The sequence below is a fragment of the Dactylosporangium salmoneum genome (assembly GCF_039532525.1).
GTDB classification, from domain to species: Bacteria; Actinomycetota; Actinomycetes; order Mycobacteriales; family Micromonosporaceae; genus Dactylosporangium; species Dactylosporangium salmoneum.
This window is the reverse complement of record NZ_BAAARV010000065.1, coordinates 1-23827: the sequence shown is the minus strand read 5'-3', so window position 1 is coordinate 23827 and position 23827 is coordinate 1. Positions and strand designations below refer to the sequence as shown.

Here is a 23827-nt window from a genome sequence, read left to right as displayed (position 1 = left end):
ATGACCCCTGAGCAGCCGCCGTCGATCACCGGTTCGGCGCGTTTGTTCTCCCGTGCGTGGGTAGCGCGCACCCGGAGCATGACCGCTGCTATCGAACGGATTGAGCACGTGGATCTGTGCATCATGGCCGAGCGGCGCGGCGGCGAGATGATCGTCCAGGTGCGCGGCGTCATCGACATCGCCTCGGCGCCGTACCTCCGCCACGAGATCCTGAAGCTGTCCGACCGCACGCCGCCGCAATTCGTGATCAATGTGGCGGAGGTGCGGCTGATCGACGCCGCGGCGCTGCGGGTCCTGCTGCATCTGCAGCGCAGGTTCGAACACCACGGCGGCGGCCTGCGGCTCGTCGCGGCCACGACCACCACCCAGACCGCCCTCCGGCTCACCGGCCTCACCGGTCAGCTCACCGCCGACCTCGCCGACCGGCCCGTCCGCCGTTGCGCGCGGACCGACCCGCCGGGCGGGGGCGCGAGGCCGCGGTGATTTCGGCGGTGCGACCGGGGTAGCGCTCCACGTGTGAACGGCATCGGGTTCCTGACGGTCGTGGTCTGTGCGGTTGCCGTCTCGGCGGTGGCCAACCGGCGCGGCTGGCCCGGTCCGCTGGTCGTGGTGACGGTCGCCGCGGCGGTCTCGTTGTTGCCCGGCCTGCCGCGGCTGGAGCTCCCGCCGCAGCTGATCCTGGCGGTCGTCCTGCCGCCCTTGCTGTACTCGGCGGCGCTGGAGCTGTCGTTCGTCAGCTTCCGCCGCGACCTGCTGCCGATCGCCTCGCTCGGCGTCGGCCTGGTGGTGTTCACCGCGGTCGCGGTCGGGTTCGTCGCGTGGTCGCTCCTGCCCATGCTGACCGCCGCGGGCGCGTTCGTCCTGGGTGCGGTCCTCGCACCGTCCGATGCGGTCGCCGCGGTGACGCTGGGCCGCCGGTCCGGCGTGCCGAACCGCGTGACCACGATCCTGACCGGGGAGAGCCTCGTCAACGACGCCGTCGCGCTGGTCGCGTTCCAGCTGGCGGTCGCCGCGTACGCCGGCTATCGCCCGTTCATCGAGCAGCCGGTGCTGCTGGCCGTCTACACCACCTCGGCGGGGGTCGCGGTGGGCCTCGCCGTGGCGGTGATCGTGCACCTCGTCCGGCCGCGGCTGCACGATCCCGCGCTGGAGACGGTGCTCGGCGCGGTGGTGCCGTTCGTCGCGTTTCTCGCCGCGGACGAGATCCACGCTTCCGGGGTGCTCGCCGTCGTGGCGGCCGGGTTCTGGATCGGCCACCACAGCGCCGACGCGGCCTTCGCCACCCGGCTGCAGAGCCGGCAGGTGTGGCGTACCGCGGATCTGGTCCTGGAGGCGTTCGTCTTCGCGTACATGGGCCTGCAGGTGCACCTCATCCTGGAGGACGCGGCCGGCGACGGCGTCGGCGGGGGCCGGCTGGTCGCGACGATCGGGATCGTGCTGCTGGTCGTGGTCCTGGCTCGTCCGGTGTGGATCGCCACGCTGCGGCTGTTCATCAGGCGGCGCACGCCGTGGCAGGTCGGCGCCGTGCTGTCGTGGTCCGGGATGCGCGGCGTCGTGACCCTCGCCGCGGCCGCGGCCGTCCCGGCGGTCACGGTCACCGGCACGCCCGTCCCGGACCGCAACCTGATCCAGGCCATCGCACTGTCCGTCGCGGTCCTGACCATCCTGCTGCAAGGGGCCACCCTGCAGCCCCTGGTGCGCGCATTGCACCTCAGCGACGCGGCCGAACGCCGCCGCGCCGACGCCGACCTGGTCCGGGCCCTGCAGGTGGCGCGGCGGGCCGCCCATGAGGTCACCACCCGCGCCGCCGCGTCCAGCACCGGGCCCGAGGCCACCGCGATGGCGCTGATCGAGCGGCGGATGGCGCACGTGCTGTCCGCGACCTCGCACCACCTCGCCAACCAGTACGAGGCGGAGGGAACGTCGGGAGAGCCCACGCACGAACTGGTCCAGCAGATCCTCGCCCATCAGCGGCAGGCCCTGATCCGGGAGCGGGACCGCGGCCGCCTCGACGACGAGGTGCTGCGCGCCGTGCTGCAGCAACTGGACTACGAGGAGGCGGCCGCCAGCACCGACCTGCGGACCCGGCTGTGATCGCCGCGGCCCGGCCTCGACGTATGGACCGGCCCGACAGCTGCCGTGCTGCGGAGGCGATGACCCCGGCGGATGCCATCTGCGGTAGGGCCGGTCCCTTCCAACTAACCATCCCGGCGATGACGCGGTCGTCCGCCTGGCGGCCAGGCGACCGGTCTCGATCGGACGCGGCAGCGCCATCCGATCTTCCGACCCCGGTCGGGTGACCGCAGTGCCGCCGGCGGCGCGACGCGCTCACCCGCTCCACGGGTTTCCGCGGGTCCGGACGGGTAGCCACCCGCTCGCCGCGCCGAAGTCCGATCGGCACGGCAGCGGGAAGTTCCGAAGATGTTCAACACCACGGCGGGCGGGGCCGAAGGCGCCCCGCCCGCCCGCGCCCGGGCTCCCGCGTCGCCTGTGCCGGTTCACCGACCGGTGGGCGGGTAGCTGTCGACACCGGCGCCGCGAAGGCGGACGGCGGCGTCGCCGTGCGCCGGACGAAGAGGTGGCCGAGATGTCGTCGTGGTCGATCGGCATTCTGGTGCTGGCCGTGCTGTGGCTGGCCTGTGCCGTGGCGGCACTGCGCGTGGCCGTGCGGTTGACGCGGCAGGCCGAGCGTCACATGCGGCATGTCCACGGCGATGAACACGCCTGGATCAGGCCGCGCCACGCCGGCCACGAGCGGCCGCCCGGCGCCGTGCGGCGCTGGACGGCCATGCCGAAGCGCCTCGTCCTGAAGGCATGGCGCGATACACGGGCACGAGGCCGTTAGGCCCATACCCGGCGTCTAGGCCCATACCCAATGTCCCGCCGGCCGCGCGGCCCGCCGCGGGTGAATGGCTGTTTCGCCCAGATGGGTGGGGGTAGCAGGCCCGTGCTGCAAGCCTCACACGTCAGTTCAACTCCGCGCCGACCGTACTGCCGTCGGGCGTCGCACGGGCCAGGTGCCGGTCGGCCATCACGCCGAGGGAGAGGCCATGAACTGCAAGACTCAGGTTGCTCTGGCGGCCGGCATCGGCTACCTGCTCGGGAGACAACGCAAGCTTCGCTGGGGCCTGCTGCTGGCCGCGGCGGCCATGTCCGGCCGGCTCAGCCGGCCCGGTTCCCTGCTGGACCATGGCGCGCGCGCCCTCAAGGCGACGCCGGAGCTCGGCAAGCTCGGTGAGATGGGCGCCCCCCTGGTCGAGGCGGCGAAGGACGCCACGCGGGCCGCGGTCACCGGCCGGCTCGGCTCGATCAGCGACCGGCTGCGTGAGCGCACCGACACGCTCAAGGGACGAGCCGCGCCCGAGCCCGAGGAGGAGGAAGCCGAGGAGGCACCGGTGCGCAGGAGGCGGGGCGCTGGCGGCGCCCGCCGTGCGCGGCCGCGCGCGGAGCGCGAGGAGGAACCGGAGGAGTACGAGGACGAGTACGAGGACGAAGACGAGGAAGCCGACGAGGACGAGCGCGAGGAGCGCGAGGAGGAGGACGAGGACCTGGTGAGCGCGGGCAGGCGGCGCGTTGGCCGGCCTCCGGTACGGCGGCGCAGAGAGGGATAGCCGATCATGCCTGAATCGAGCGGCAAGATCACCGGCGGCATCGGCGAGAAGATCGGCCAGCTGGTGAAGGACGAGCTGCAGGAGCTGGCCAAGGCCGCCGGGCGCCAGGCGATCGAGACGGCCGGCCGGAAGGTCGGTTCCTTGACGGAGCACCTGACCGAGTACGCCAGCAAATCGGGCAGCCCCAAACTCAGCGCGGCAGCGGCCGGCGCCGAGCAGCTCGCCGAGGGGCACTCGCCGGTCCGGGCGGCGCTCTCCGGCGGCTGGGCCGGCCTCAAGCAGAAGGTCAAGGGCATCTTCGGCGGCGGCAAGGGCAAGCAGAAGAAGCTGAAGCTCACCAACATCGAGGAGACGCTGGACGTCGGCGTGCCGGTGCGGGTCGCCTACAACCAGTGGACGGAGTACTCCCAGTTCCCGAGCTTCATGAAGAAAGTCGAGAACGTCGAGAAGGAGTCGGACGAGAAGACCAACTGGAAGGCACAGGTCTTCTGGTCCCACCGCACCTGGGAAGCCACGGTCATCCAGCAGGTCCCCGACTACAACATCGTCTGGCGATCCAAGGGGGCGAAGGGCCACGTCGACGGCGCGGTCACGTTCCACGAGATCGGGCCGAACCTCACCCGGGTCATGCTGGCCATGGAGTACCACCCGCAGGGATTCTTCGAACGCACCGGAAACCTGTGGCGGGCGCAGGGGCGCCGGGCCCGGCTGGAGTTCAAGCACTACCGGCGCCACGTCATGACCCAGTCGATTCTCAACCCGGACGAGATCGAGGGCTGGCGCGGCGAGATCCGCGACGGCGAGGTCGTGAAGGACCACGAGACCGCGCTCCGGGAGGAAGAGGAACAGGAGCAGGGCGAGCGCGAACCTGAAGCCGAAACGCCCGAGAAGCCCGAGGAAGAGGAGCCTGAGGAAGAAGAGGCCGAGGAAGGGGAAGAAGAGGAAGGGGAAGAAGAGGAAGGGGAAGAGGAGGAAAAGGAAGAGCCGGAGAAGGACGAAGGCGAAGAGCCGGAGGAGCAGGCACCACGGGAGCGGCCCCGGCGGCGCCAGGTGCGGCCCGTGCGGCGCACCACCGACAGCTCCGGCCGCGCGGACCGGCCGAGCGGCCGCGATCGGAGGGATTGACGATGAGCACGTCCTTGCAGCCGAAGGGTGGCGGAGGAGGCATCGAACGACCGACCTCGTCGTCGTTGGCCGAAGTGATCGACACGATCCTCGACAAAGGGCTGGTCATCGACGCGTACGTGCGGGTCTCACTCGTCGGCATCGAGCTGCTGACCATCGATGCCCGCATCGTGGTGGCCAGTGTCGACACCTACCTCAGGTTCGCCGAGGCGGTCAACCGCCTGGACATCTCGCAGGAGAAGGCAGGCCTGCCGGAGCTCGTCGGGGACATCACCGAGGGCGGCGCCAAGCGCAAGGTCAAGGGCGGCGCGCAGGGGGTGCTCGATGCGGTCGGGGAAAAGGTGCGGGATGTCATCGACACCGGCTCCGAACGGGAGAAGGCGCCGCGGCGACGGAGGGAGAGCTGACATGCCTGAGGTCACCGGCGTGTACGTGTACGGCATCGTCCCCGGCGATGTCGAGGCCGACCCCGAGGCGCGCGGCGTCGGCGGGGACTCCGCCAGCGTGACGGTGGTGCACCACGGCCGGATCGCGGCCATGGTGAGCGAGCTCGACCTCGATCGCCCGCTCGGCACGCCCGCCGACCTGCTCAGCCACGAGACTCTGCTGGACGCGACCGCCGCGGTGGTGCCGGTGCTGCCGGTGCGCTTCGGCGCGGTACTGACGCACCGGCAGGCCGTCGTCGACGAGCTGCTGGCCCCCCACCACGACGAGTTCGACGCGGCGCTGCGCGAGCTCGAGGGCAAGGCGCAGTACGTGATCAGCGCCCGATACGTGCGGGACTCGGTGCTGCGCGAGGTGATCGCCGCGGACCCACAGATCTCGCGGCTGCGCGAGGCGATCCGCGACAAGCCCGAGGACGCGACCCGCAACGAGCGCATCGCGCTCGGCCAGGCCGTCAACACCGCGATCGACGCCCGCCGCCAGGCCGACACCCAGGCGGTCGCCGAGGCCGTCGCGCCCGTGGCGGAGGGCGTCATCACCCGCGAGCCGGCCGGCGAGTACGAGGCGGCCGCGGTGGCCGTGCTCGCCGACCTCGACCGCGAACAAGAGCTCGTGCGCAAGGTGGAGGAGCTGGCCGAGCGGCGGTCCGGGCAGCTCGAGGTCCGGCTGCTCGGTCCGCTGGCGCCGTACGACTTCGTCACCGCCCTGCGACCCGGGGAATGACCATGGGCATCCTCAGCGCTCTGCTGACCGCCCCGATCGCGCCGGTCCGGCTCGCGGTCTGGGTCGGTGAGCTGATCCGCGACCAGGTCGACCACGAGCTGTACGACCCCGGCGTGATCCGGCGCAAGATCCAGGAGGTCGACGAGGCCCGCGCCGCCGGGCGGATCAGCCCCGAGGACGCCGAACAGCTGCAGCAGGAGCTGCTCGAGCGGCTGATCCGGCCCGCCGGTTGAACCGAGCAGGAGGACTGAGCCGTGCCTCGTTCACGCAACGACTACGACGAGCAGGACACGTACGACGACGTCCCGGAGCCGCTGCCGCCCGGCTCGATCGCCAAGATGACCCTGCGCAACGTCGCCGAGCTGACCGGCAAGCAGTCGGCGGGCATCACCGCCCTGGAGCCCGACGACGAGGACGGCTGGCTGGTCGAGGTCGAGGTCGTCGAGGAGCGCCGCATCCCGTCGTCCGGCGACATGCTGGCCATCTACCGGGCCCAGGTCACCGCCGACGGCGAGCTGAGCGGACTGCGCCGGATCCGGCGGTACCCCCGGGGCAAGGGCGATTCGGAGGTGGCCTGACATGCGCCAGAACCCGTACTCGGACTCGGCGCTCGCCACCGGCGGCAGCCGCGCGGTGGCCAGCGGGAACCAGCCGGCGAACCTCGGCGACATCCTGGAGCGCGTCCTCGACCGCGGCATCGTCATCGTCGGTGACATCCGGGTGAGCCTGCTCGACATCGAGCTGCTCACCATCAAGCTGCGGCTGGTGGTCGCCTCGGTCGACACCGCCCGCCAGATGGGCATCGACTGGTGGGAGCACGACCCGTGGCTCACCTCGCAGGCCAAGGAGTCACTGCCGCCCGGTACCTCCCCGGAGGCCGGCGAGCGGCTGCCGTCCGGGACCTCCCGGGAGGCCCTCGGGACCACGAAGGACCGGGAGGCCCTCGGGACCAGCAAGGAGCGGCGCGCGACCACGAAGGAGGCACGCGATTCCGCGAAGGAGGCACGCCGTGGGTGACGGCGTCTGGCTGCACGCGATCGCCCGCGACCTCGAGCCCGGCGCGGTCGAGGGCCTCACCGGGGTGACCGGCGCCCCGGTGCGCACCGTGGCGACCGCGGGGCTCGTCGCCGTGGCCAGCCCCGTCGACCTCGACCAGTTCGGCGCGGAGCCGCTGCGCCGCAACCTCGAGGATCTCGCCTGGCTCGAACGCGTGGCCCGGGCCCACCACGCCGTCGTGGCCGAGCTCGCCCGCACGCACACGGTGGTTCCGGCGCCACTGGCCACCGTGTACCGCGACGACGCTGGCGTCCGCGAGATGCTGACGCAGCGCCGCGGCGACCTCGACGCGGTGCTCGAACGGGTCGACGGCCGGGCCGAGTGGGGCGTGAAGATGTACGCCGAACCGGCCGCGGCCCCGCAGCCCCAGCAGCCCGCACAGTCCTCGCAGGACGCACCAGCAGGCTCGGGCGCGGCCAGTCCCGGCCTGGCCTACCTGAAGCGGCGCCGGGCGCAGCTGTCCGCCGACGAGGAGCAGTGGCGGCACGCGGCCGACGGGGCCGAGGCTGCCCACGCCACCCTCGCCGCGTGCGCCGCGGCGGCCCGGCGGCACCCGCCCCAGGACCGCCGGTTGAGCGGCCGGCCCGAGCCGATGCTGCTCAACGGCGCCTACCTGGTCGACCGGCGCAGCGCGGACCAGTTCGCCGACCTCGTCGCCAGCCAGGCCGCGAGCCACGCCGAGCTGCGCGTCGAGCTCACCGGGCCGTGGCCGCCGTACTCGTTCGCCGCGGCCGACGAGGCATCGCCATGACGTCCATCGCCGTGCGCCCCGCCGAACGGGCGTCCCTCGTGGACCTGCTCGACCGGCTCCTCGCCACGGGCGTCGTCATCACCGGCGAGGTGACGCTGTCCATCGCCGGGGTCGACCTGGTGTACGTCTCGCTGCGCGCGCTCCTCTCGTCGGCCGGCACCCCCGGCATCATCGAGACGGCGCGACGGTGACCGCGCCCCGCGAGGAGCCGACGCCGATCCGTCCGCCGGGCCACCGGATCGAGGTCGATCGGGAAGCGGCCGAGCGCGGCTTCGCCAGCCTGGTGCTCACCGTCGTCGAACTGCTGCGCCAGCTGATGGAGCGGCAGGCGCTGCGCCGCATCGACGCGGGAGGCCTCTCCGACGAGCAGATCGAGGAGATCGGCGTCACCCTCATGGCGCTCGAGGAACGCATGACCGAACTGCGCGAGCACTTCGGGCTCTCGGCCGAGGACCTCAACCTCGACCTGGGCCCGCTCGGCACGCTGCTGCCGGACAACAGGCCCCCGCACCAGTAGGGCCGTCAGGCCGCGGGCCCGGGTCAGACCCCGAGGTCGGCGAGCAGGCGGCGGGCGTGGCGGCGGGCGTCGAGGAGCGCGGCGACGCGAACCGCGCCCCCCGGGCTGGCGGCGCGATCCGCGGCGTGCAACAGCAGGTTGACGGCGAACGGTTCGACGATGTCGGCGTGGACGGCGCGCGCGTCGATGGCCCGCCGGATCCCCGGCTCGGGGACGTCGAAGGCGAGGGCGGCGAGATCGATGCCGGCGAGGTACATCCCGGCGTGGGTGAAGCCGGTCAGCGCCAGCCGGCCCGAGGGAAGCCGGATCACGTGGCGCGGGGACAGGCTGCCATGGGCGAAGGTCCGGTCGTCCAGGCAGCGGCGCACCAGGGCGGCGAGCCGGTCGGCCTCGTCGCCGCTGAGCCGGCCGGCCCGCTCGTGCCGCGCGATCCAGGCGGCGTAGTCAACCGTCCATCGCCCGGCGTCGGCCGGCAGCGGGCGCCAGGTGGACAACAGCGCGGCGAGGTGGGTCACCGCCGCCCAGTCGGTGCCGCCGCGCCGTCGCAGCGGTTCGCCGAGGGGACGGGTGACGACGAGCGCGCGATCGTCGTGCCAGCGGTACTCCGGCACGAGCAGCCGGGGCGGGCGCCGGCGGAATGCCTGCGCGACACCCAGCCGGCGGCGGAACCGGCGCACGGCGCCCGGGTGGTCCGCGGTACGGATGACCACGGCGACCGGCTCGCCGTTCCAGCGGCCGGCCAGCGTGAGCTCGGCCGCCCCGGGCTGTGCGGGGAACCGGCGGTCGAGGGTCAGCGCCGCCGGGAGACCACCCGGGGTCCACAACCTCGCGCCGCCGGAGGCGGGACCGGCCGGCGGGGCCGGGACCGCCGCCTGCACCAGGGGTTCACGCCGGGCGGGCGGTGGCGAGCCGCCGAGCGCCTGCAGCCTGCGGGTGCATCGCGCCGCGGCCCGGCGCAGCTCGGCCAGTTCCCGCCCCGACCAGTCCCGGGCCGCGCCGTCGACGACACACAGCGCGCCCAGCACGTGCCCGTCGCGGCCGTGGACCGGGGCGCCGGCATAGGCCGTGACGCCGAGGTCGCCGATCGCGTCGCTGGTGTGCAGCACCGGGTGCCGCCGCACGTCGGCGATCGCCAGCGAGCGGCCGGCGCCGACGACGTACTGGCAGATGGAATGACTCAGCGGTGCCTCACGCCGCCGCTGGAACGGTTCGGGCAGCCCGGTCGCGCCGGGCATGATCTGCCGGAACCGCTCGACCAGGACGAGCAGGACCATCGGGACCCCGAGCAGGCCGGCGGTCAGCTCCACGACGCGGTCGCACCACGGCTCCGGCCGCGCCCGCAGGCCCGTGGCGGCGACCGCGTGCAGCCTCGCCACGTCCCGCACCGCGGCCGCGGTACCGAGCACGTCGATCATGGCCACCTCTCTTGCCGTCCGGACCGGCGGGGCCGCTGCCATCGGCTGCGACGATGAGTGATGAGTAATGGCGGCGGCCTACCCACCCAATCCACCTGAGCGCGCACCGCACCCGGTATGCATCCATCGATCGGCCCGACGTGGGTGGCCGAACCGCGACGGGTCGGCGTCGATCGGCCATGAATCAATTCGCCCGGCGCAGGAGGTGGACACGGCGGTACGCCGTACTGCATCGTCGGCGTGACGGCCAGTAGCCATAACGTGGTCGACGAGCGGGCGGCCGTCGCGTTCTGCTGTCCAGGCGTCGGGAGACCAGCCGATGGATCGCCAGATCGTGCACCGCTATCGACGTCTCGCGGCCGTGTGCGGCGGCCCGCACGCGGCAGCCGCCGCCGTCGAGCGCCGGTCCGGACCTGCGGCGTCGTGATGGCCGCAGCACCGGATCCACCGGCCGCGGGTGCGTTCCTGCGCCGCCCGCGGCTGCTGTCCGCGCTGGACAAGGCCCGCACCGCGGCAGTGTCGGCCGTCTACGGCCCGGCCGGCATCGGCAAGACGACCGTGCTGCGCGACTGGCTCACCCAGCTGCCCCGATCCCTGCCGGTGCTCTACGCCGAGCTCGCCGAGGCCGGCACGGCACGCCTCTGGTCCTCGGCCGATCCGGCCGAGCGCCGCCGTCCGGTGGACGACCTGCCGGCGGCGGTCGCCCGCCTCGACGGCCTGCCCGGGCCCCGGGCGGCGCAGCGCCCGCTGACCGTCGTGCTGGACGGCATCGGCCCGCGCACCGACGCGCAGGGCCTGCGCCGGCTCCTGGACCGGCTGCTGCCCCCGCCGTCGGCCGACCGCCGGCGCCGGCCCCCGATCCGGCTCGTCCTGGCCAGCCGGACGAACCTCGACCTGGCCGCGAGCGAACAGGCCACGCCACCGGTCCAGGCCGTGCTCACCGCCGACGACCTGCGGCTGACCAGCACGGAAACGGCACAGCTGTGCACGCAGCGGGGGCTGCGCCTCGCGCCCGTCGCGCAGCGGCGCCTCTACGCGATCACCGGCGGCTGGGCCGCCGGACTGTCGGTCTTCATCGACACGCTCCTGCACTACCGGTACGACACCGGGCCGCAGCTCGACGAGCTGTTGCGCACCGGGGCGGGGCTCGACGGCTACCTCGAGCACGAGGTGCTGTCGGGCCTGCCGGGCGACGTGCGGGAGGCGGCCCGGGCCGCCAGCATCCTCACCTCCTTCAACGCCGCGCTGTTCACCGCCGTCACCGGGCTCCAGGACAGCGAGAGGCTGCTGGCGACGCTCGCCGACCAGCACCGGTGTGTCGTGGCGCTCGACCGCGCCTCCGGCTGGTACGCCTTTCCCCGGCTGTGGCGGGCCGCCCTGAACGCCGGCCTGCTCGACTCCGCCCCCGACCGGATACAGGCCCTGCATCGCAGCGCCGCCGCCTGGTACGCCGAGCACGGCCGGCCGGCCGAGGCGCGGCGCCATGCCTCGGCCGGCGGCGACAACGGCCTCGCCGGCCTGGTCGCGGCCGCCGCGCCACGCGTTCCCGCCGGGCCTGCCGCGCCCACCCCCGCGCGGCCGCCGGGCGGACCCTCGGCGGCGTCGGACGCGCTCGCCTCTGCCTGGCACGCGGTACAGGCCGGCAACCCGGTCACGGCCGAACGGCACCTGGCCGCGGCACCGCACGGGTCGGCCGCCGAGGAGACGACCGCCGCACGGATCCGCGCGCTCGCCGACTGCCAGCGAGGCCGCCTGCGTTCGGCCGCGCGCATCGCCGGCGACGTGCGCTCCGCCCTGCACCGGCGGGGCATCGCCGACTCCCAGGACGAGAGCTGGGCGCTGCTCACCCTGGCGGCCGTCGCCGTCCAGCGCGGCCGGCCCGCCCGGGCGCACCGGCACCTCGACGAGCTGCTGGTCCAGAACTGGCCGCCGGGCCCGGCCCTGCAGGCCTGCGAGGTCTTCTGCCGCATCCTGGCCGGCTACCAGGCCGGGCAGGTCGACGCGGCCCTGGGCGCCCTCGAGCAGCTCATCGTCGAGGAGGCGGACATGCTCGTCGTGCCTGTCTGGGGCCCTCGCGCGGCGCGCGTCGAGCTGCTGGCGGCCCGCGGGCTGCTCGACGACGCCCGGCGCTGCCTCGACGCCGACGCCGGCAGTTTCCCGTCGATCGTCACCGCGATCGCCGCGGCGAAGATCGACGTCGCCGACTCCAACCTTCGCCACCCCACCGCGACGGTCGAACGCCTGCTCCTGCCGTTCCTGGAACACGACCAGCCGTCGCTCGTCCACGCCGTGGAGGCGCACCTGCTGCTCGGCGCCGCGGCCCGCAGCGAGGGCCGCCTCGAGCAGGCCGGCCGGCACCTGCGCGAGGCCGGCTCCCTGGCCGGCGAGGAGTCGCTGCGCAGCCCCTTCATCGTGCTGGACCGCATCACCGGTCTCCCGGCGCACGCGGAGCCCGACCTGTCCGCGACGCTCGGCGGGTCAGTCCCCGCCCGCGGCCATCCCGTCGCGCTGACCGAAGCCGAGACGAGCGTCCTGCAGCTGCTGCCCGGATTCCTCACCGCCACCGAGGTCGCCGCGTGCCTGCACCTGTCGCTCAATACCGTCAAGACCCACGTTGCGACGATCTACCACAAGCTCGGCGTCCACCGCAGGCGCGACGCCGTCCGGCGCGCCCGGCAACTCGGTCTGCTGTAGCGGCTCGCGCCGGACGACGTGGCGCGGATGTACACCCGACGATCAGCCGGGCGCACCTGCGGCCTGGTCGCGCTCGACCCGCGCGTCCGGGCCCGGGAACACCAGTGCCTCGTGCTGGCTGTCGAACCACCGCACGACGTACGGCGGGCTTCCGTCGTCATGCCGGACCGCGGTGATGACGCCGACACGGCGGTGATCCCCGACGTGCCTGCCCTCTTCGACCAGCCTGTCGCCGACCTTGGCCTTCATGACCCGTTCCCCCTTCTCGTGTACGTCTCCACCCCAATCGGCGGCGCATCCAGGCCTTTGCTGCCCAGGCCGGGACGCCTCATGCCGACGGCCGGAAAAGTCCCCGATGGAGTCGTCGTCCGGCGGGCCGGCCCCGCCTCACGGGTCAGCTCATCTGGTCCCGCCTCGGTCAGCTCATCTGGCCCCGCCTCACGGGTCAGCTCACCTGGTCCCGCCTCACGGGTCAGCTCATCTGGCCCCGCCTCACGGGTCAGCTCACCTGGTCCCGCCTCACGGGTCAGCTCATCTGGCCCCGCCTCACGGGTCAGCTCATCTGGTTGAGGCGAAACGGATCCATGCCGGACCCACGACGCTGGTGGTTGGCCGATATCTGCGAGCCACACGCAACCAGCTGGCAGAAAGGAATCCGCCATGACACTCAGCCCCTACCCCTCGAGGCGTCTGCAGGCCGGCGGACGGCTGACGCCGCTGTACCGGTGGGATCCGCGCCGGGAGATCGAGGACATCTCCACCCGGTTCAACCAGCTGATGGCCGACTTCTTCGGCGAGCCGGCCACCACGTCCCGCTGGCAGGACTGGCCGGCGATGACGCCGGTCGACGTGGAGGAGACCGACAGCGCCTACATCGTCGACGTCGACCTTCCGGACGTCGACCCGCACGACGTCAACGTCGAGATCCGCGGCGAGGAGCTGCGCATCACCGGCAAGTTCCAGCAGCGGCAGCGCGGCGGGGTCATGCGCCGCCAGAACCGCCCGACCGGGGACTTCGAGTACCAGGTGGACCTGCCGGGCGACGCCGACGCCGACAAGGTGGAGGCCACCTTCGGCAACGGCGTGCTGACCATCACGGTGGCCAAGGCGGAGGAGCTCACGCCGCGCAAGATCGAGATCCGCGCCCACGAAGCGCAGCAGCGCAACCAGCGCCAGTCGCAGCAGTCCGCACAACGCGGCGAACAGCAGGGGCGCCAGAAGAGTTGACGCCAGGCGGCCGTGTCCCCGGTCGCCGACCCGGTCGGGGACGCGGTCTCGCACCCTTGTCGCGGACGTGCCGTTCAGCACCTACGGTCGACCGTTTCATGCCTACGGCCGATCGTTTCATGCCTACGGCCGATCGTTTCATGCCTACGGCCGATCGTTTCATGCCTACGGCCGATCGTTTCATGCCTACGGTCGACCGTTTCATGCCTACGGTCGACCGTTTCATGCCTACGGCCGATCGTTTCGTGCCGACGGCCGATCGTTTCGTGCCGACGGTCGATGAGGAGACTCCAGGCCCGGCTTCGCTGAGACGGAGGCCGTGATGGTGCGCGACGCCCGTTGCTGGACATGGCTGGTGGCCGCGTTCGCGGCCGGCCTCGCCGCTGGGATCGCAGGGAAGTCGGTCGACCAGGTCGTGATGATCATCGCCCGGCGGCCGGTCCGCCCGCGGCCTGGTGACCGGACGCCGCCCGGCGAATCACATCCCGGACGTCACCCGCCGCCGGTGTGGCGGTGAGGAGGGCGGGTAGCCGCCTCCGCGCCGGCCCGCCCGGGGCCGGCCTGGATGGAGGTCACTGATGCCCATCGCACAAGCCCGCCACCACCGGCTGCCGGCGCTGGCCGAGACCGGATACGAGATCCTGCGGCCGTATGCCGGGCCGCTCGACCCGGCAGAGTGGGAGCACCTGAAGTACCTGGACTGGAAGTCCGGCGGCGACACCAACTTCGCGGTGCTGGCGTCCGCGCTCGGCGACGACGATCCACGCGGGTTCTGGGAGCACGGCCTGCCGGACAAGGACGCGGTGTGGACGGCGAACGCCGCGCTCGCCCCCACCCTGCGCGAGTGGGTCCACTCGGTCGGTGCCCGTTTCGGCCGGGTGCGCATCATCAAGCTCGCGACGTCGACCGATGAGGAAACGGTCGTCCAGCGGCACCTGCACCTGGACGACAACAACCGGCTGAACCCCGAGGGCGAGGGCTGGGTGGTGCGCGCCTGGCTGAACCTGACGGACGACCCCGACAGCTACATGATGCTGCGCGAGGACCGCGACGACCCGGCGACCGAGCACCGCATCCCGATGCCGCGCGGCGCCCAGTTCGTCGTGGACACCGAGCGGCTCTGGCACGCGGCGTTCCACCCGGGACCGGAGCCGCGGTACGCGATGATCGCCAGCTTCGAGTCCGGCCCGCACCTGCAGGCCTGGATGGACAGCCAGCGGGTCGCCCTTCCCGGGCGCCAGGCCGCGCCGCAGGACTTCTCGGGCGCGGCGGCCGAGCGCTCCTGACCTCGTCCGGCTCCTTCCGGTCCGGGCTCGGCCCGCGCGGCGACGGTTCACGGCAGAGCCTGAACGCCGCATGACCCGGCAGGTGCTCGACCACGCCTCGGCCCCGGTCATGGCCGCCCGCCACTGAGGCCGGGCGGCCGCGACCCGGCCCGGCAGGGACTCGCACGGCCCGCTCTTCCCGGCAGGTGCACACGGCCCTTCCGGGCGCAGGTGCACACGGCCCTTCCGGGCGCAGGTGCACACGGCCCTTCCGGGCGCAGGTGCACACGGCCCTTCCGGGCGCAGGTGCACACGGCGGTGACGTCAGCGCCGCGGCCGGCGTCAGCTTGTTGCACGCCGAGCCGGTCCGGGCGGTGCGCGACGCGCTGTCCCGCCGGCTGCCTGGCGTCGCCGGTGTGGACATCTAGGGCTCATGCCGCCCGGCCGGCAGCCGCCGGTCAGAGAGCCTCCTCGGCCCGAGGCTCGGCGTGGGCGACGAGCACGGGGCATTCCGCGCGCTGCAGCAGGTACAGGCCGACCGAGCCCAGCAGCAGCCCGGCGAGGCCGCGGTGGCCGCGACTGCCGATGACGACGAGCCGGGCGCGCCCCGATCGCTCGCACAGCACGTCGCCCGCGTCGCCGGTGACGCCGTGGAACTCCCACGGCACGCCCGGGTGCTCCCGCCCGGTCTCCGCCACCCGCGCGGCCGCCGACTCCGACAGTGCCCGGGCGGCCTCCGCCGTGTCGTACAGCACCGGGGGCAGCCCCAGCGCCGGCGGCGTGAGCGGCGGCTCGATGGCCCGCACCGCGATGAGCTCGGTGCCCCAGCGCTCGGCCTCGGCGAAGGCCAGGCGCAGCGCCGCGCCGGACGAGGCCGAGTCGTCGACGCCGACCAGCACGCCACCGTCCGGCTCCGCACGGCCGCGCACCACGGCGACCGGACAGCTGGCCCGCGTCGCCACCTGCTGGCTGATCGAGCCCAGCATCGCGCTGGCGGCCCGATGGCGGCCCCGCGTGCCGACCACGAGCAGGTCGGCCTCGTCGGCCACGCCCAGCAGCACGTCGGCCGGGTGGCCCAGGACCGCCGCCGGCCGCACGTCCACGCCCGGCACGGCGGCCTCGGCGTCGCGCCCCCAGTCGGCCACCAGCGCGTCGGCCAGCTCCCGGGCGGCCTCCGCGAGCCCGCCGCGGGGCGCCAGCGCGGCCGGTACGCGCCAGCGGTACGCCAGCAGGATGCGCAGCGTCGCGCCCCGCCGAGCCGCGGTCGTCGCCGCCCACCGCAGGGCCTCCGCAGACGGCTCGCCGCCGTCGACACCGACCACGACCTGACCGCCGGCCATGCGTCCCACCTCCCGTGTCGGCCCGGTGCCGAGGTGCCCCTCGGGGCGCTCTTCATGCGTCGGCGGGCCGCAAAAGGGACGTTCGGCCTTGCCGCCCTCCCCCGATGCGGGGGCAGCATGGACGGTGGGGAGTCCCGACGTGGAAGGGGGGCACTCCGATGGCGTACCGATACGGCCCGGTGGTGGTCGGTGTCGACGGCTCGGCGCAGAGCATGGGCGCGCTGCGCTGGGCCGCGGACGAGGCCAGCCGGTGCACTCGCATGCTGCACGTGGTCACGGTGCTACCCGAAGGAGCGAGCGCCGCCGGCGCGGGCACCGCGGCGCGCGCCGCCGTGGAGGCGCAGCGCTGGCGGGTCGGCGTCGCGACCGTGGCCGAGACCCGCCGCGGCGCGCCGGTCGACGTGCTGCGCGAGCTCGCCGGGGAGGCACGCCTCGTCGTCGTCGGCGGACGCGGCGCAGGCCCGGACGACGGCCGGCCGATGGGCTCCGTCAGCGAGGCGCTGGGCGCCCGCGCGGACGCACCGGTCCTCATCGTCCACGAGGCGCAGCGCTGGGCGGGGCCCGATGCGGCACTGCCCCACACGGCGCCGGTCGTCACCGGCTTCGACGACTCCGACTCGGCCCGCCGGGCACTGCGCCTGGCCTTCGAGGAGGCGGCCCGGCGCGGCGTGCGGCTCGTCATCGTCCAGGCCTGGCCGCACCCGGACCTGTGGCGGCCGGGGGAAGGCCGCTGCACCGACCTCAGCGCCCAGGAGAACGCCGTGCACAACGCGCTGTGCGAGGCCGCCCAACCCTGGCACAAGGAGTTCCCGCTCGTGGAGGTCGAGGTGCGCAGCGAGCCCGGCGAAGCCGTCCATGCCCTCACGATGGCCTCGCAGTGGGCCGGGCTGATGGTCATCGGAGCCCGCTGCCCGGCCGACCGGGTGCAGCCGGGCCACCTGTCGGTGGCCCGCCGGGTGCTGTGGCACGCCGCCTGCCCGGTCCTCATCGCCCATGGCCCGGCCCGGACACCCGCGTGGCGGGTCGCGCCCGCCGCGGCGTGAGGACGCGACCCGTCACCGGCGCACGGCTCACCCGGCCCGGGCCGTGACCGGGACCGCCGACCCGCCACCGGCGCACGGCTCGCCGGCCCGAGCCGGGGTCGCTGACCCGCCGCCAGCGCATGGCCCGGTCACGGCCCGGGCCGCAAACGCGAGCACCGACCCGCCGCTGGCGCACGGCCCCGTCACGGCCCGGGCCGCAAACGCGAGCACCGACCCGCCGCTGGCGCACAGCCCGCCGGCCCGGGCCGTTACCGGGACCGCCGACCCGCCACCGGGGCCTGGCTCAGCCGGCCTTGGCCGTGACCCGGACCGTGCGGACCCCGGCGGTGGTGCGCACCAGCGCCCCCGCGACCGCCAGCTCCGTGTCGTCGTCGAACGGGCCGTCGATCGTCGCGACGTTGTCGTGGACGGTCACCGGCCAGCGCCGCCGCCCGTCCGCGTAGGCGTCGAGGCGACGCTGGGCCTCGCGCTGGGCGGCCTCGTCGGTGGGCAGCAACGTGCGCAGCACGTCGCAGCGGCTGACGACGCCGACGACGTGCTCCTCGGTGACGATCGGAACCGTGTGGGCGTCCCGCTGCACCATGACCGCCACCAGGTCGGCGATGTCGGCGTCCGGCCACGCCGCGACCGGCAGGCCGCCCATCACGTCCCGCACCAGGCGGGACCCGGCGCCGGCCGCATGGCGCAGCACGTCGCGTTCGCTGAGCATGCCGACCAGCGTGCCGTCCTCCTCGACGACGGGGACCGCCGTGATCGACCACCGTTCCAGCAGCGCCACCCCGTCCCCGACGGGCGCGTCCGCGCGCACCGTGCGGGCCGGGGCGCTCATGATGTCCTTGGCGTGCATGACTCCTCCTCCGGACTCGCGGCCTCCCTACATCTCGATCCTCCGCGCCGCGCCCGTGTCCGGTCAGGAAACTTCACCCGAACCCTGCCGCGGCATATGTCCGAATCTGCGCGGCTCGACTATCACCCGACCGACGGCGCGGGCACGGACGCGCGCGGCGCCGCCTGCGGAAGGGTAGGGAACAGCATGGAACGTCCGGCCGACCCCCTCGGACGCCGCCACGCGCTCGGCGGCGCGGGCACGGACCGGCGCGGGCACGGACCGGCGCGGGCACGGACCGGCGCGAGCCCGGACCGGCGCGAGCCCGGACGGCCCGCCGGGGCGGGCCCAAGGACCCTGCCGGGGCCGCCCGGCGGGCTCGACACTGAAGGCGGAGTAGGAGGTGCCCGATGAACGAGCTGCGCGTGCTGGATGTGATGACGCCCGACGTCGTCGTGGCCACGGCGGACTGCCACGCCCGGCAGCTCGTCGACGTGCTCACGGACTTCGGGGTGAGCGGGCTGCCGATCGTCGACGAGCGCGACCGGGTGCTGGGCGTGGTGTCCGAGGCCGACCTGCTCATCACCGTCTCGGACCCCGGCGACGACGCGGACCCGAGCGCCGCCGAGCTGATGACCGCGCCCGCCGTCACGGTCGGCGCGGACGCCCCGATCCGGTTCGCGGCCCGGCTCATGGCCCGTCACCGGGTCAGGCGACTGCCCGTCGTCGAGGACGGCAGCGGCCGGCTGCTCGGCATCGTGACCCGCGGCGACCTGATGCGCCGCGCACTGCGCAGCGACGCGGCCGTCGAACGCGACGTCGTCGACCAGGTGGTGCTGCCCGCGTTCGGCGTCGACCCGACCGCGATCGACGTCAAGGTGGCCGACGGCGTCGTCACGCTGCACGGCGCGGTGGAACGGCGCAGCGCCGCCCAGCGGCTGGCCGCGCTCGCCCGGGCCGTCGACGGCGTGACCGGGGTCGTCGAGGAGCTGTCCTGGCGCGTCGACGACACCGTCGTCCGGCATCGCCACGCGCCGGGGAGGTAGCCCGCCAGGCGGGATGCGCCGGACGACCGGCGAGGGGCAGCGCTCAACCGCCGGCGTCGACGGCGAGCAGGGCCGCGAGCTGGCGCAGCACGCCGGCCCGGGCCCGCGCCAGCGCTCCCGCCCCGCCGCCGGCAACGGCGTAGCACCGGCGGCGGCGCGGCGCCGATGTTTGCCGGGGCGGCCGCGGGGCAGGTCTGGGCCCCGTGCCGATGCGCTGCCTGCCGCCGCCCGACGGCGCGCGGGTGCGCGGCGACGGCATGCCATGGCCCGCCCCTCGGCTGCACCACCCGGCCAAGACGTAGCCGAACAGACGTACCCGATGGTGTCCACCCCGCCGTCCCCGTGGGACCCACTGCGCGGCCCCGTGTTCCGCTGGCTGTGGCTGGCCGTGCTGGGCAGCCAGATCGGCACCTGGATGCAGACCGTCGGCGCCCAGTGGCTGCTGGTGGACGAGCCCGGCGCGGCGGTGCTGGTGGCGCTGGTGCAGACCGCGGGCACGCTGCCGGTGGTTCTGCTGGCCCTGCCCGGCGGGGCGCTGGCCGACTCGCTCGACCGGCGGCGGCTGCTGATCTGGGTGCAGCTGTTCCAGCTCGCCGTCGGCGCGGTGCTCACCGCGCTGACCGTGGCCGGGCAGATGACCCCGGCGCTGCTGCTCACGCTCACCTTCGCGCTGGGCTGCGGCATGGCGCTGACCAATCCGGCGTACCAGGCGCTGATCCCGGAGCTGGTCCCCCGCACGCAGCTGCAGTCGGCGGCGGCGCTGGGCTCGGTCAGCACCAACCTCGCCCGCGCGGTCGGCCCGGCGCTGGCCGGGGTCCTCGTCGCGCGCGTCGGCGTGGCGGCCGTCTTCGCCATCAACGCCCTGACGTTCCTGCTCTTCGCGGTGGTGCTGTTCCTGTGGCGGCGCCACCCGCCCCAGCAGGACGCGGTGCTGCCGGAGCCGTTCCTCGCCGCGCTGCGGGCCGGCGGCCGGTACGTGCGGCACTCCCCCGCGATGCGCCGGTTCCTGCTGCGCACCGGCGTGTTCGTCGTGCCCGCGGTCGCGCTGTGGGCGCTGCTGCCACTCGTGGCCAGCCGGCGCCTGCACCTGGGCGCCGGCGGCTACGGCCTGCTGCTCGCCGCGCTCGGCGCCGGCGCCGTCCTCGGCGCGGTGCTCATGCCCCGGATACGGGTGGCGCTGAGCGACAACCGGCTCCTCGCCGTCGGCAGCCTGGTCTATGCGCTGGCGCTCGCGGTGCTGGCTCTCGTGCAGGTCCCCGCGGTGGCCGTGGCGGTGCTGGTCCCGGCCGGCACCTCCTGGATGGCCGTGCTGTCCAACACCAACGCCCTGGTGCAGCTGTTCCTGCCGGGCTGGGTGCGGGCCCGCGGGCTCGGCACCTATCAGGGCGTGCTCTTCGGCGGCCAGGCGTTCGGCGCGCTCGGCTGGGGTCTGGTCGCGCAGCGCGCCGGCCTGGTTCCCGCCCTGCTGGCCGCGGCCGCGGTGACCGCGCTGGGGGCGGCCACCCTCCGGCGCTGGCCGCTCGTCGAGACCCGGGAACTCGACCGGGCGCCGGTCACCTTCTGGCCGCGGCCACGGCTGGCAGTCGAGCCGGACCGGTTCGCCGGACCGATCGTGGTCCAGGTGACGTACCTGGTCGAGCCCGCGGACGAGCCGGCGTTCCTGGCCGCCGCCGAGGGCCTGCGCCGCTCCCGGATGCGTACCGGCGCCGTGCAGTGGGGCGTCTTCCGGGCCGGCGAGGTGCCCGGCGAGATGGTCGAGGTGTACGTCGTGCCGACCTGGGACGAGCACCTGCGCCAGCACTTCGGCCGGCTGACCGGCGCGGACGTCGAGGTGGAGCAGGCGGTCACGGCGCTGTCGAAGCAGCCGCCGCAGGTGCTGCACCTGCTGCCCGCCGAGGACGGCGGGGAGCCGGGCGCCGTGCCGTGACGGCGCCGGCGGCGGGCCGGCCGCGGCTCACCGGCGCGCGCCGCGCCGCAGCAGCCAGCCCGCGGCCACGAGCAGCGCGACGGGCGCGAGGTAGCCGAGGTCCCACCACAGCCGGGCCGGGCCGTCGCGCACGTGGTGTATGCCCAGGATCTGATGGTCGACGAGGCCCTCGACGAGGTTGAACAGGCCCCAGCCGACGAGGACCCAGCCCCACAGGGCCCGCCGGCCCAAGAGCCCGGCCCGCCCGGCGGTCACGCGGGCGTGGAGCAGCCCCAGGGCCAGGAGCACGGCCAGCCACGTCACGGCGTGGAAGATCCCGTCCCACATCGTGCTCGTCCACTGCAGGAGCTGGTGCAGCAGGATCCCGTCGAAGAACCCGCCCAGCCCGGCCCCGAGCGCGATGGCCGGCAGCGCGATGGTGCGACCCTCCCGGGCGCCGGGTGCCTGCGATGCCGTCACGGCGGCCCGACGTACCCCCGAAAAGGCCCGGCACACAAATTCGGCCGGTCAGCCGCCACCCAGCAGGTCGGCGACGGCGGCGATGGCGGGCTCCACGGCGCGGCGCGGGGTGTCGCCGAAGCCCAGGATGAGCTGCGGCCGCGGCGTGGCGGCGCCGTGGTGCATGGCGGCCATGCCGTAGAGGCCCACGCCGCGGACGGCCGCGGCGGCGATCACGGCGGCCTCGTCGGGCAGGTGCAGCACCGCGTGGAAGCCCGCCGCCGGGCCGGTCACCCGCAGGCGCGGGGCGTGCCGGGCCAGGGCGGCGAGGAGGATCTCGCGGCGGGCGGCGTACTCGGCGCGGGCCCGGCGCAGGTGCCGGTCGAAGCGGCCGGACTCGATGAGGATGGCCAGGGCCAGTTGGTCCAGCGCCGGGCTGCCCCGGTCGGCGAGCCACTTGGCCCGGGCCAGCCGGGCGTGCAGCCGCGGCGGGGCGACGATCCAGCCCAGCCGCAGCGCGGGGGCCAGCGACTTGCTCACGGTGCCGAGGGAGACGACGCGGTCGGGGGCCAGGCCCTGCAGGGAGCCGACCGGGTCGCGGTCGTAGCGGAACTCGGCGTCGTAGTCGTCCTCGATGATGAGGCCGTCGCAGTCCCGCGCCCAGGCGATGAGGGCCTGGCGGCGGGGGCCGGTCAGCACGACGCCGGTCGGCCACTGGTGTGCCGGGGTGACGAGCACCGCGCGGGCACCGCCGGCACGCAGGGCTCGCACGTCCAGACCGCCGGGATCCACCGGCACCGGTACCACGGGCAGCCCGGCCACCGCCGCCAGTTCGCTGACCGTGGTACCGCTGCCGGGGTCTTCGAAGGCCAGCGGGCCGATGCCGGCGTCGGCCAGCGCGGCCACCACGAGCGACAGGGCCTGCTGCATGCCGCCGCAGACGATCACGTCGCCCGGGGTGACGGCGGCGGCGCGGACGCGGGCCAGGTACGAGGCCAGCACCTCGCGGAGGCGGGGCTGCCCGGTGTGCTCGCCGTAGTCGAACGCCGCGTTCGGGGCGCTGCGGCAGGCCTCGCGCACCGCCCAGGCCCACGCCTCGCGCGGCACGAGGCCGAGGTCGGGCACGCCGTGGCGGAAGTCGGCGAGCGCGTGGCGCCGCACCACGGGCGAGGGGCGCGGCGCGACCTCCCCGGCAGGCGTGGCCGCGGTGTGCGACACGCGCGTGGCCGCGCCGGGGCGGCTGGTCAGGTACCCCTCGGCCTGCAGCTGCGCGTAGCAGTCCTGGACCAGGCCGCGGAACAGGCCCAGCGAGCGGGCCAGCTCCCGCGAGGACGGCACCGGCTCCCCGGCGGCCAGCCGGCCGGCCCGGATCGCGGCGCGCAGCTGGTCCTCCAGCTGCGCGCGCAGGCCGGTCGCGGACGCTCGATCGATCGTCACCAGCAGGCCCGGGCCCGAACCGGCCCACTCCACGCGCACGGAATCGGACCCTAGCAGGGGCCGGTTGGCGGTCCCGGCGCAGCCGGCCCACTCGACGCGCACGAAACTGGACCTTATCGGGGGTCCGGTGGCTGCCTAGCGTCGTGGACATGACCACCACCCCCTATGCGACCGCCGCACCGGCCCGAGCCGGCCTCGTCTCCCGCCCGCTGCTGCTGCGCTCCGTGTCGATCTTCGGGGCGTCGGTCGGCTTCTACCTCCCGCTGTCGGTGGTGCCGCTGCTCGCCGAGCAGCGCGGCGCGCACGGCGGCGCCGGGCTCAGCACCGTCGCCCTGCTGCTGGCCACGGTGGCCGGCGAGCTGGTCACGCCCCGGCTGGCGGCCCGCATCGGGTACCGCTGGGCGCTCGGGCTCGGCCTGACGCTGCTCGGCGCGCCGACGCTGGCGCTGGTGACGGGGGCAGGGCAGTACACCATCGTCGGGGTCAGCATCGTGCGCGGGCTCGGCTTCGCGATCTGCACGGTGGCCGGCGGCGCGCTGACCGCGGCCATCATGCCGGCCGAGCGGCGCGGCGAGGGGCTCGCCGTGGTGGGGCTGGTGAGCGGGGTGTCCAGCCTGCTGGCCCTGCCCGCCGGGGTGTGGGCGGCGGCGCAGTGGGGCTTCGCGCCGGTGTTCGCGGCCACGGCGGTCATCACGCTGCTGTCGCTGCTGTCGGTGCCGGGACTGCCGGACCGGGCGGCGGGGGCGGTGGCGGACGAGCACCGCGGGCTGCTGGCTGGGTTACGCCGGCCCGCGTTCAACCGGCCGGCGATGATCTTCGCGGCGTCGACCGCGGCCGTCGGGGTGCTCGTGACGTTCCTGCCGCTGGCCATCGCGGACCGGCCGGCGTGGGTGGCGGCGGCCGCGCTGCTGGCCCAGCCCGCGGCCGCGACCGCCGGCCGCT

General features: G+C 74.7%; 27 protein-coding genes. 20 read left to right on the top strand and 7 right to left on the bottom strand.

The features are described from left to right. The 13 genes from ABD352_RS33220 to ABD352_RS33160 all read left to right on the top strand — a co-directional run bounded on the left by ABD352_RS33220 (position 1) and on the right by ABD352_RS33160 (position 8227). Entirely contained in the window at positions 1–483 is a 483-nt protein-coding gene (locus ABD352_RS33220; RefSeq protein ID WP_344616485.1) for an STAS domain-containing protein, read from the top strand. A gap of 33 nt (positions 484–516) precedes the next feature. Further along, complete coding sequence (locus tag ABD352_RS33215) at positions 517–2094, top strand: cation:proton antiporter (RefSeq protein WP_344616484.1); 1578 nt, start codon at positions 517–519, stop codon at positions 2092–2094. Positions 2095–2587: 493 nt separating this feature from the next. After that, entirely contained in the window at positions 2588–2845 is a 258-nt protein-coding gene (locus ABD352_RS33210; protein ID WP_344616483.1) for a hypothetical protein, read from the top strand. Between the two features lie 205 nt (positions 2846–3050). Next, positions 3051–3611, top strand: coding sequence for a hypothetical protein (locus ABD352_RS33205; protein ID WP_344616482.1), 561 nt, complete (start codon positions 3051–3053; stop codon positions 3609–3611). Positions 3612–3617: 6 nt separating this feature from the next. Beyond that, a complete protein-coding gene (locus ABD352_RS33200; protein WP_344616481.1) occupies positions 3618–4736 on the top strand; it encodes an SRPBCC family protein in 1119 nt (372 codons plus the stop codon). A 2-nt stretch (positions 4737–4738) separates the two neighbouring features. Beyond that, the gene (gvpJ, locus tag ABD352_RS33195) at positions 4739–5143 is read left to right on the top strand and encodes a gas vesicle protein GvpJ (RefSeq protein WP_344616500.1); all 405 of its coding nucleotides are present in this window, start codon (positions 4739–4741) and stop codon (positions 5141–5143) included. Between the two features lies 1 nt (position 5144). Beyond that, positions 5145–5903: a GvpL/GvpF family gas vesicle protein gene (locus ABD352_RS33190; protein ID WP_344616480.1), complete on the top strand. Its 759-nt coding sequence runs from the start codon at positions 5145–5147 to the stop codon at positions 5901–5903. 2 nt (positions 5904–5905) lie between these two features. Beyond that, positions 5906–6136, top strand: a complete 231-nt coding sequence (locus ABD352_RS33185; protein ID WP_344616479.1) for a gas vesicle protein GvpG — start codon at positions 5906–5908, stop codon at positions 6134–6136. A 21-nt stretch (positions 6137–6157) separates the two neighbouring features. Then, on the top strand, positions 6158–6481 hold the full coding sequence (gvpO, locus tag ABD352_RS33180; RefSeq protein WP_344616478.1) for a gas vesicle protein GvpO: 324 nt from the start codon (positions 6158–6160) through the stop codon (positions 6479–6481). 1 nt (position 6482) lies between these two features. Then, positions 6483–6920 (top strand): gas vesicle protein, encoded by a 438-nt coding sequence (locus ABD352_RS57790; protein ID WP_425553740.1) that lies wholly within the window; start codon positions 6483–6485, stop codon positions 6918–6920. Continuing rightward, a complete protein-coding gene (locus tag ABD352_RS33170) occupies positions 6913–7710 on the top strand; it encodes a GvpL/GvpF family gas vesicle protein (RefSeq protein ID WP_344616477.1) in 798 nt (265 codons plus the stop codon). The genes ABD352_RS57790 and ABD352_RS33170 overlap by 8 nt, the downstream gene beginning before the upstream one ends. Next, positions 7707–7901, top strand: a complete 195-nt coding sequence (locus ABD352_RS33165) for a gas vesicle protein (RefSeq protein WP_344616476.1) — start codon at positions 7707–7709, stop codon at positions 7899–7901. Before ABD352_RS33170 ends, ABD352_RS33165 begins: the two co-directional genes overlap by 4 nt. Continuing rightward, the gene (locus ABD352_RS33160; protein ID WP_344616475.1) at positions 7898–8227 is read left to right on the top strand and encodes a gas vesicle protein K; all 330 of its coding nucleotides are present in this window, start codon (positions 7898–7900) and stop codon (positions 8225–8227) included. The genes ABD352_RS33165 and ABD352_RS33160 overlap by 4 nt, the downstream gene beginning before the upstream one ends. Before the next feature lie 23 nt (positions 8228–8250). On the opposite strand, the gene ABD352_RS33155 is transcribed toward ABD352_RS33160, so the two are convergent. Then, positions 8251–9642, bottom strand: coding sequence for a GAF domain-containing protein (locus ABD352_RS33155; RefSeq protein WP_344616474.1), 1392 nt, complete (start codon positions 9640–9642; stop codon positions 8251–8253). A gap of 426 nt (positions 9643–10068) precedes the next feature. Between ABD352_RS33155 and ABD352_RS33150 the strand changes: the two genes are divergently transcribed. Further along, positions 10069–12336 carry a winged helix-turn-helix domain-containing protein gene (locus ABD352_RS33150; RefSeq protein ID WP_344616473.1) on the top strand — a complete coding sequence of 756 codons (2268 nt, stop codon included), beginning with the start codon at positions 10069–10071 and terminating at the stop codon, positions 12334–12336. Positions 12337–12378: 42 nt separating this feature from the next. On the opposite strand, the gene ABD352_RS33145 is transcribed toward ABD352_RS33150, so the two are convergent. Then, complete coding sequence (locus tag ABD352_RS33145; RefSeq protein WP_344616472.1) at positions 12379–12585, bottom strand: DUF1918 domain-containing protein; 207 nt, start codon at positions 12583–12585, stop codon at positions 12379–12381. Positions 12586–12996: 411 nt separating this feature from the next. On the opposite strand from ABD352_RS33145, the gene ABD352_RS33140 reads away from it, so the two are divergent. After that, positions 12997–13563, top strand: a complete 567-nt coding sequence (locus ABD352_RS33140) for an Hsp20/alpha crystallin family protein (RefSeq protein ID WP_344616471.1) — start codon at positions 12997–12999, stop codon at positions 13561–13563. Between the two features lie 578 nt (positions 13564–14141). Next, complete coding sequence (locus ABD352_RS33135; protein WP_344616470.1) at positions 14142–14849, top strand: hypothetical protein; 708 nt, start codon at positions 14142–14144, stop codon at positions 14847–14849. A 437-nt stretch (positions 14850–15286) separates the two neighbouring features. Here the strand turns inward: ABD352_RS33135 and ABD352_RS33130 are convergent, their stop codons facing one another. Then, positions 15287–16168 carry a universal stress protein gene (locus ABD352_RS33130; protein ID WP_344616469.1) on the bottom strand — a complete coding sequence of 294 codons (882 nt, stop codon included), beginning with the start codon at positions 16166–16168 and terminating at the stop codon, positions 15287–15289. Between the two features lie 158 nt (positions 16169–16326). On the opposite strand from ABD352_RS33130, the gene ABD352_RS33125 reads away from it, so the two are divergent. Next, complete coding sequence (locus ABD352_RS33125) at positions 16327–17211, top strand: universal stress protein (RefSeq protein WP_344616468.1); 885 nt, start codon at positions 16327–16329, stop codon at positions 17209–17211. A gap of 283 nt (positions 17212–17494) precedes the next feature. Here ABD352_RS33125 and ABD352_RS33120 read toward each other — a convergent pair whose 3' ends face one another. After that, positions 17495–18058 carry a CBS domain-containing protein gene (locus tag ABD352_RS33120; RefSeq protein WP_344616467.1) on the bottom strand — a complete coding sequence of 188 codons (564 nt, stop codon included), beginning with the start codon at positions 18056–18058 and terminating at the stop codon, positions 17495–17497. Between the two features lie 389 nt (positions 18059–18447). Between ABD352_RS33120 and ABD352_RS33115 the strand changes: the two genes are divergently transcribed. Then, a complete protein-coding gene (locus ABD352_RS33115) occupies positions 18448–19083 on the top strand; it encodes a CBS domain-containing protein (RefSeq protein ID WP_344616466.1) in 636 nt (211 codons plus the stop codon). 43 nt (positions 19084–19126) lie between these two features. On the opposite strand, the gene ABD352_RS33110 is transcribed toward ABD352_RS33115, so the two are convergent. Next, positions 19127–19342, bottom strand: a complete 216-nt coding sequence (locus ABD352_RS33110; protein WP_344616465.1) for a hypothetical protein — start codon at positions 19340–19342, stop codon at positions 19127–19129. 60 nt (positions 19343–19402) lie between these two features. On the opposite strand from ABD352_RS33110, the gene ABD352_RS33105 reads away from it, so the two are divergent. Further along, positions 19403–21010, top strand: coding sequence for an MFS transporter (locus ABD352_RS33105; protein WP_344616464.1), 1608 nt, complete (start codon positions 19403–19405; stop codon positions 21008–21010). A 27-nt stretch (positions 21011–21037) separates the two neighbouring features. Here ABD352_RS33105 and ABD352_RS33100 read toward each other — a convergent pair whose 3' ends face one another. Both ABD352_RS33100 and pdxR read right to left on the bottom strand, forming a co-directional pair. After that, complete coding sequence (locus tag ABD352_RS33100) at positions 21038–21469, bottom strand: DUF2243 domain-containing protein (protein WP_344616463.1); 432 nt, start codon at positions 21467–21469, stop codon at positions 21038–21040. A 48-nt stretch (positions 21470–21517) separates the two neighbouring features. Continuing rightward, positions 21518–22924 (bottom strand): MocR-like pyridoxine biosynthesis transcription factor PdxR, encoded by a 1407-nt coding sequence (gene pdxR / locus ABD352_RS33095; RefSeq protein ID WP_344616462.1) that lies wholly within the window; start codon positions 22922–22924, stop codon positions 21518–21520. A gap of 110 nt (positions 22925–23034) precedes the next feature. Between pdxR and ABD352_RS33090 the strand changes: the two genes are divergently transcribed. Continuing rightward, on the top strand, positions 23035–23827 hold a 793-nt coding region (locus ABD352_RS33090), incomplete at its 3' end, for an MFS transporter (RefSeq protein WP_344616461.1).

Bases quoted from the DNA above. Each gene is read 5' to 3' on its own strand.
- ABD352_RS33220 (WP_344616485.1), top strand. From the start codon at position 1: ATGACCCCTGAGCAGCCGCCGTCGATCACCGGTTCGGCGCGTTTGTTC.
- ABD352_RS33210 (WP_344616483.1), top strand. From the start codon at position 2,588: ATGTCGTCGTGGTCGATCGGCATTCTGGTGCTGGCCGTGCTGTGGCTG.
- ABD352_RS33205 (WP_344616482.1), top strand. From the start codon at position 3,051: ATGAACTGCAAGACTCAGGTTGCTCTGGCGGCCGGCATCGGCTACCTG.
- ABD352_RS33200 (WP_344616481.1), top strand. From the start codon at position 3,618: ATGCCTGAATCGAGCGGCAAGATCACCGGCGGCATCGGCGAGAAGATC.
- gvpJ (WP_344616500.1), top strand. From the start codon at position 4,739: ATGAGCACGTCCTTGCAGCCGAAGGGTGGCGGAGGAGGCATCGAACGA.
- ABD352_RS33190 (WP_344616480.1), top strand. From the start codon at position 5,145: ATGCCTGAGGTCACCGGCGTGTACGTGTACGGCATCGTCCCCGGCGAT.
- ABD352_RS33185 (WP_344616479.1), top strand. From the start codon at position 5,906: ATGGGCATCCTCAGCGCTCTGCTGACCGCCCCGATCGCGCCGGTCCGG.
- ABD352_RS57790 (WP_425553740.1), top strand. From the start codon at position 6,483: ATGCGCCAGAACCCGTACTCGGACTCGGCGCTCGCCACCGGCGGCAGC.
- ABD352_RS33165 (WP_344616476.1), top strand. From the start codon at position 7,707: ATGACGTCCATCGCCGTGCGCCCCGCCGAACGGGCGTCCCTCGTGGAC.
- ABD352_RS33155 (WP_344616474.1), bottom strand. From the start codon at position 9,642: ATGATCGACGTGCTCGGTACCGCGGCCGCGGTGCGGGACGTGGCGAGG.
- ABD352_RS33150 (WP_344616473.1), top strand. From the start codon at position 10,069: ATGGCCGCAGCACCGGATCCACCGGCCGCGGGTGCGTTCCTGCGCCGC.
- ABD352_RS33145 (WP_344616472.1), bottom strand. From the start codon at position 12,585: ATGAAGGCCAAGGTCGGCGACAGGCTGGTCGAAGAGGGCAGGCACGTC.
- ABD352_RS33140 (WP_344616471.1), top strand. From the start codon at position 12,997: ATGACACTCAGCCCCTACCCCTCGAGGCGTCTGCAGGCCGGCGGACGG.
- ABD352_RS33135 (WP_344616470.1), top strand. From the start codon at position 14,142: ATGCCCATCGCACAAGCCCGCCACCACCGGCTGCCGGCGCTGGCCGAG.
- ABD352_RS33130 (WP_344616469.1), bottom strand. From the start codon at position 16,168: ATGGCCGGCGGTCAGGTCGTGGTCGGTGTCGACGGCGGCGAGCCGTCT.
- ABD352_RS33125 (WP_344616468.1), top strand. From the start codon at position 16,327: ATGGCGTACCGATACGGCCCGGTGGTGGTCGGTGTCGACGGCTCGGCG.
- ABD352_RS33120 (WP_344616467.1), bottom strand. From the start codon at position 18,058: ATGCACGCCAAGGACATCATGAGCGCCCCGGCCCGCACGGTGCGCGCG.
- ABD352_RS33115 (WP_344616466.1), top strand. From the start codon at position 18,448: ATGAACGAGCTGCGCGTGCTGGATGTGATGACGCCCGACGTCGTCGTG.
- ABD352_RS33110 (WP_344616465.1), bottom strand. From the start codon at position 19,342: ATGCCGTCGCCGCGCACCCGCGCGCCGTCGGGCGGCGGCAGGCAGCGC.
- ABD352_RS33105 (WP_344616464.1), top strand. From the start codon at position 19,403: ATGGTGTCCACCCCGCCGTCCCCGTGGGACCCACTGCGCGGCCCCGTG.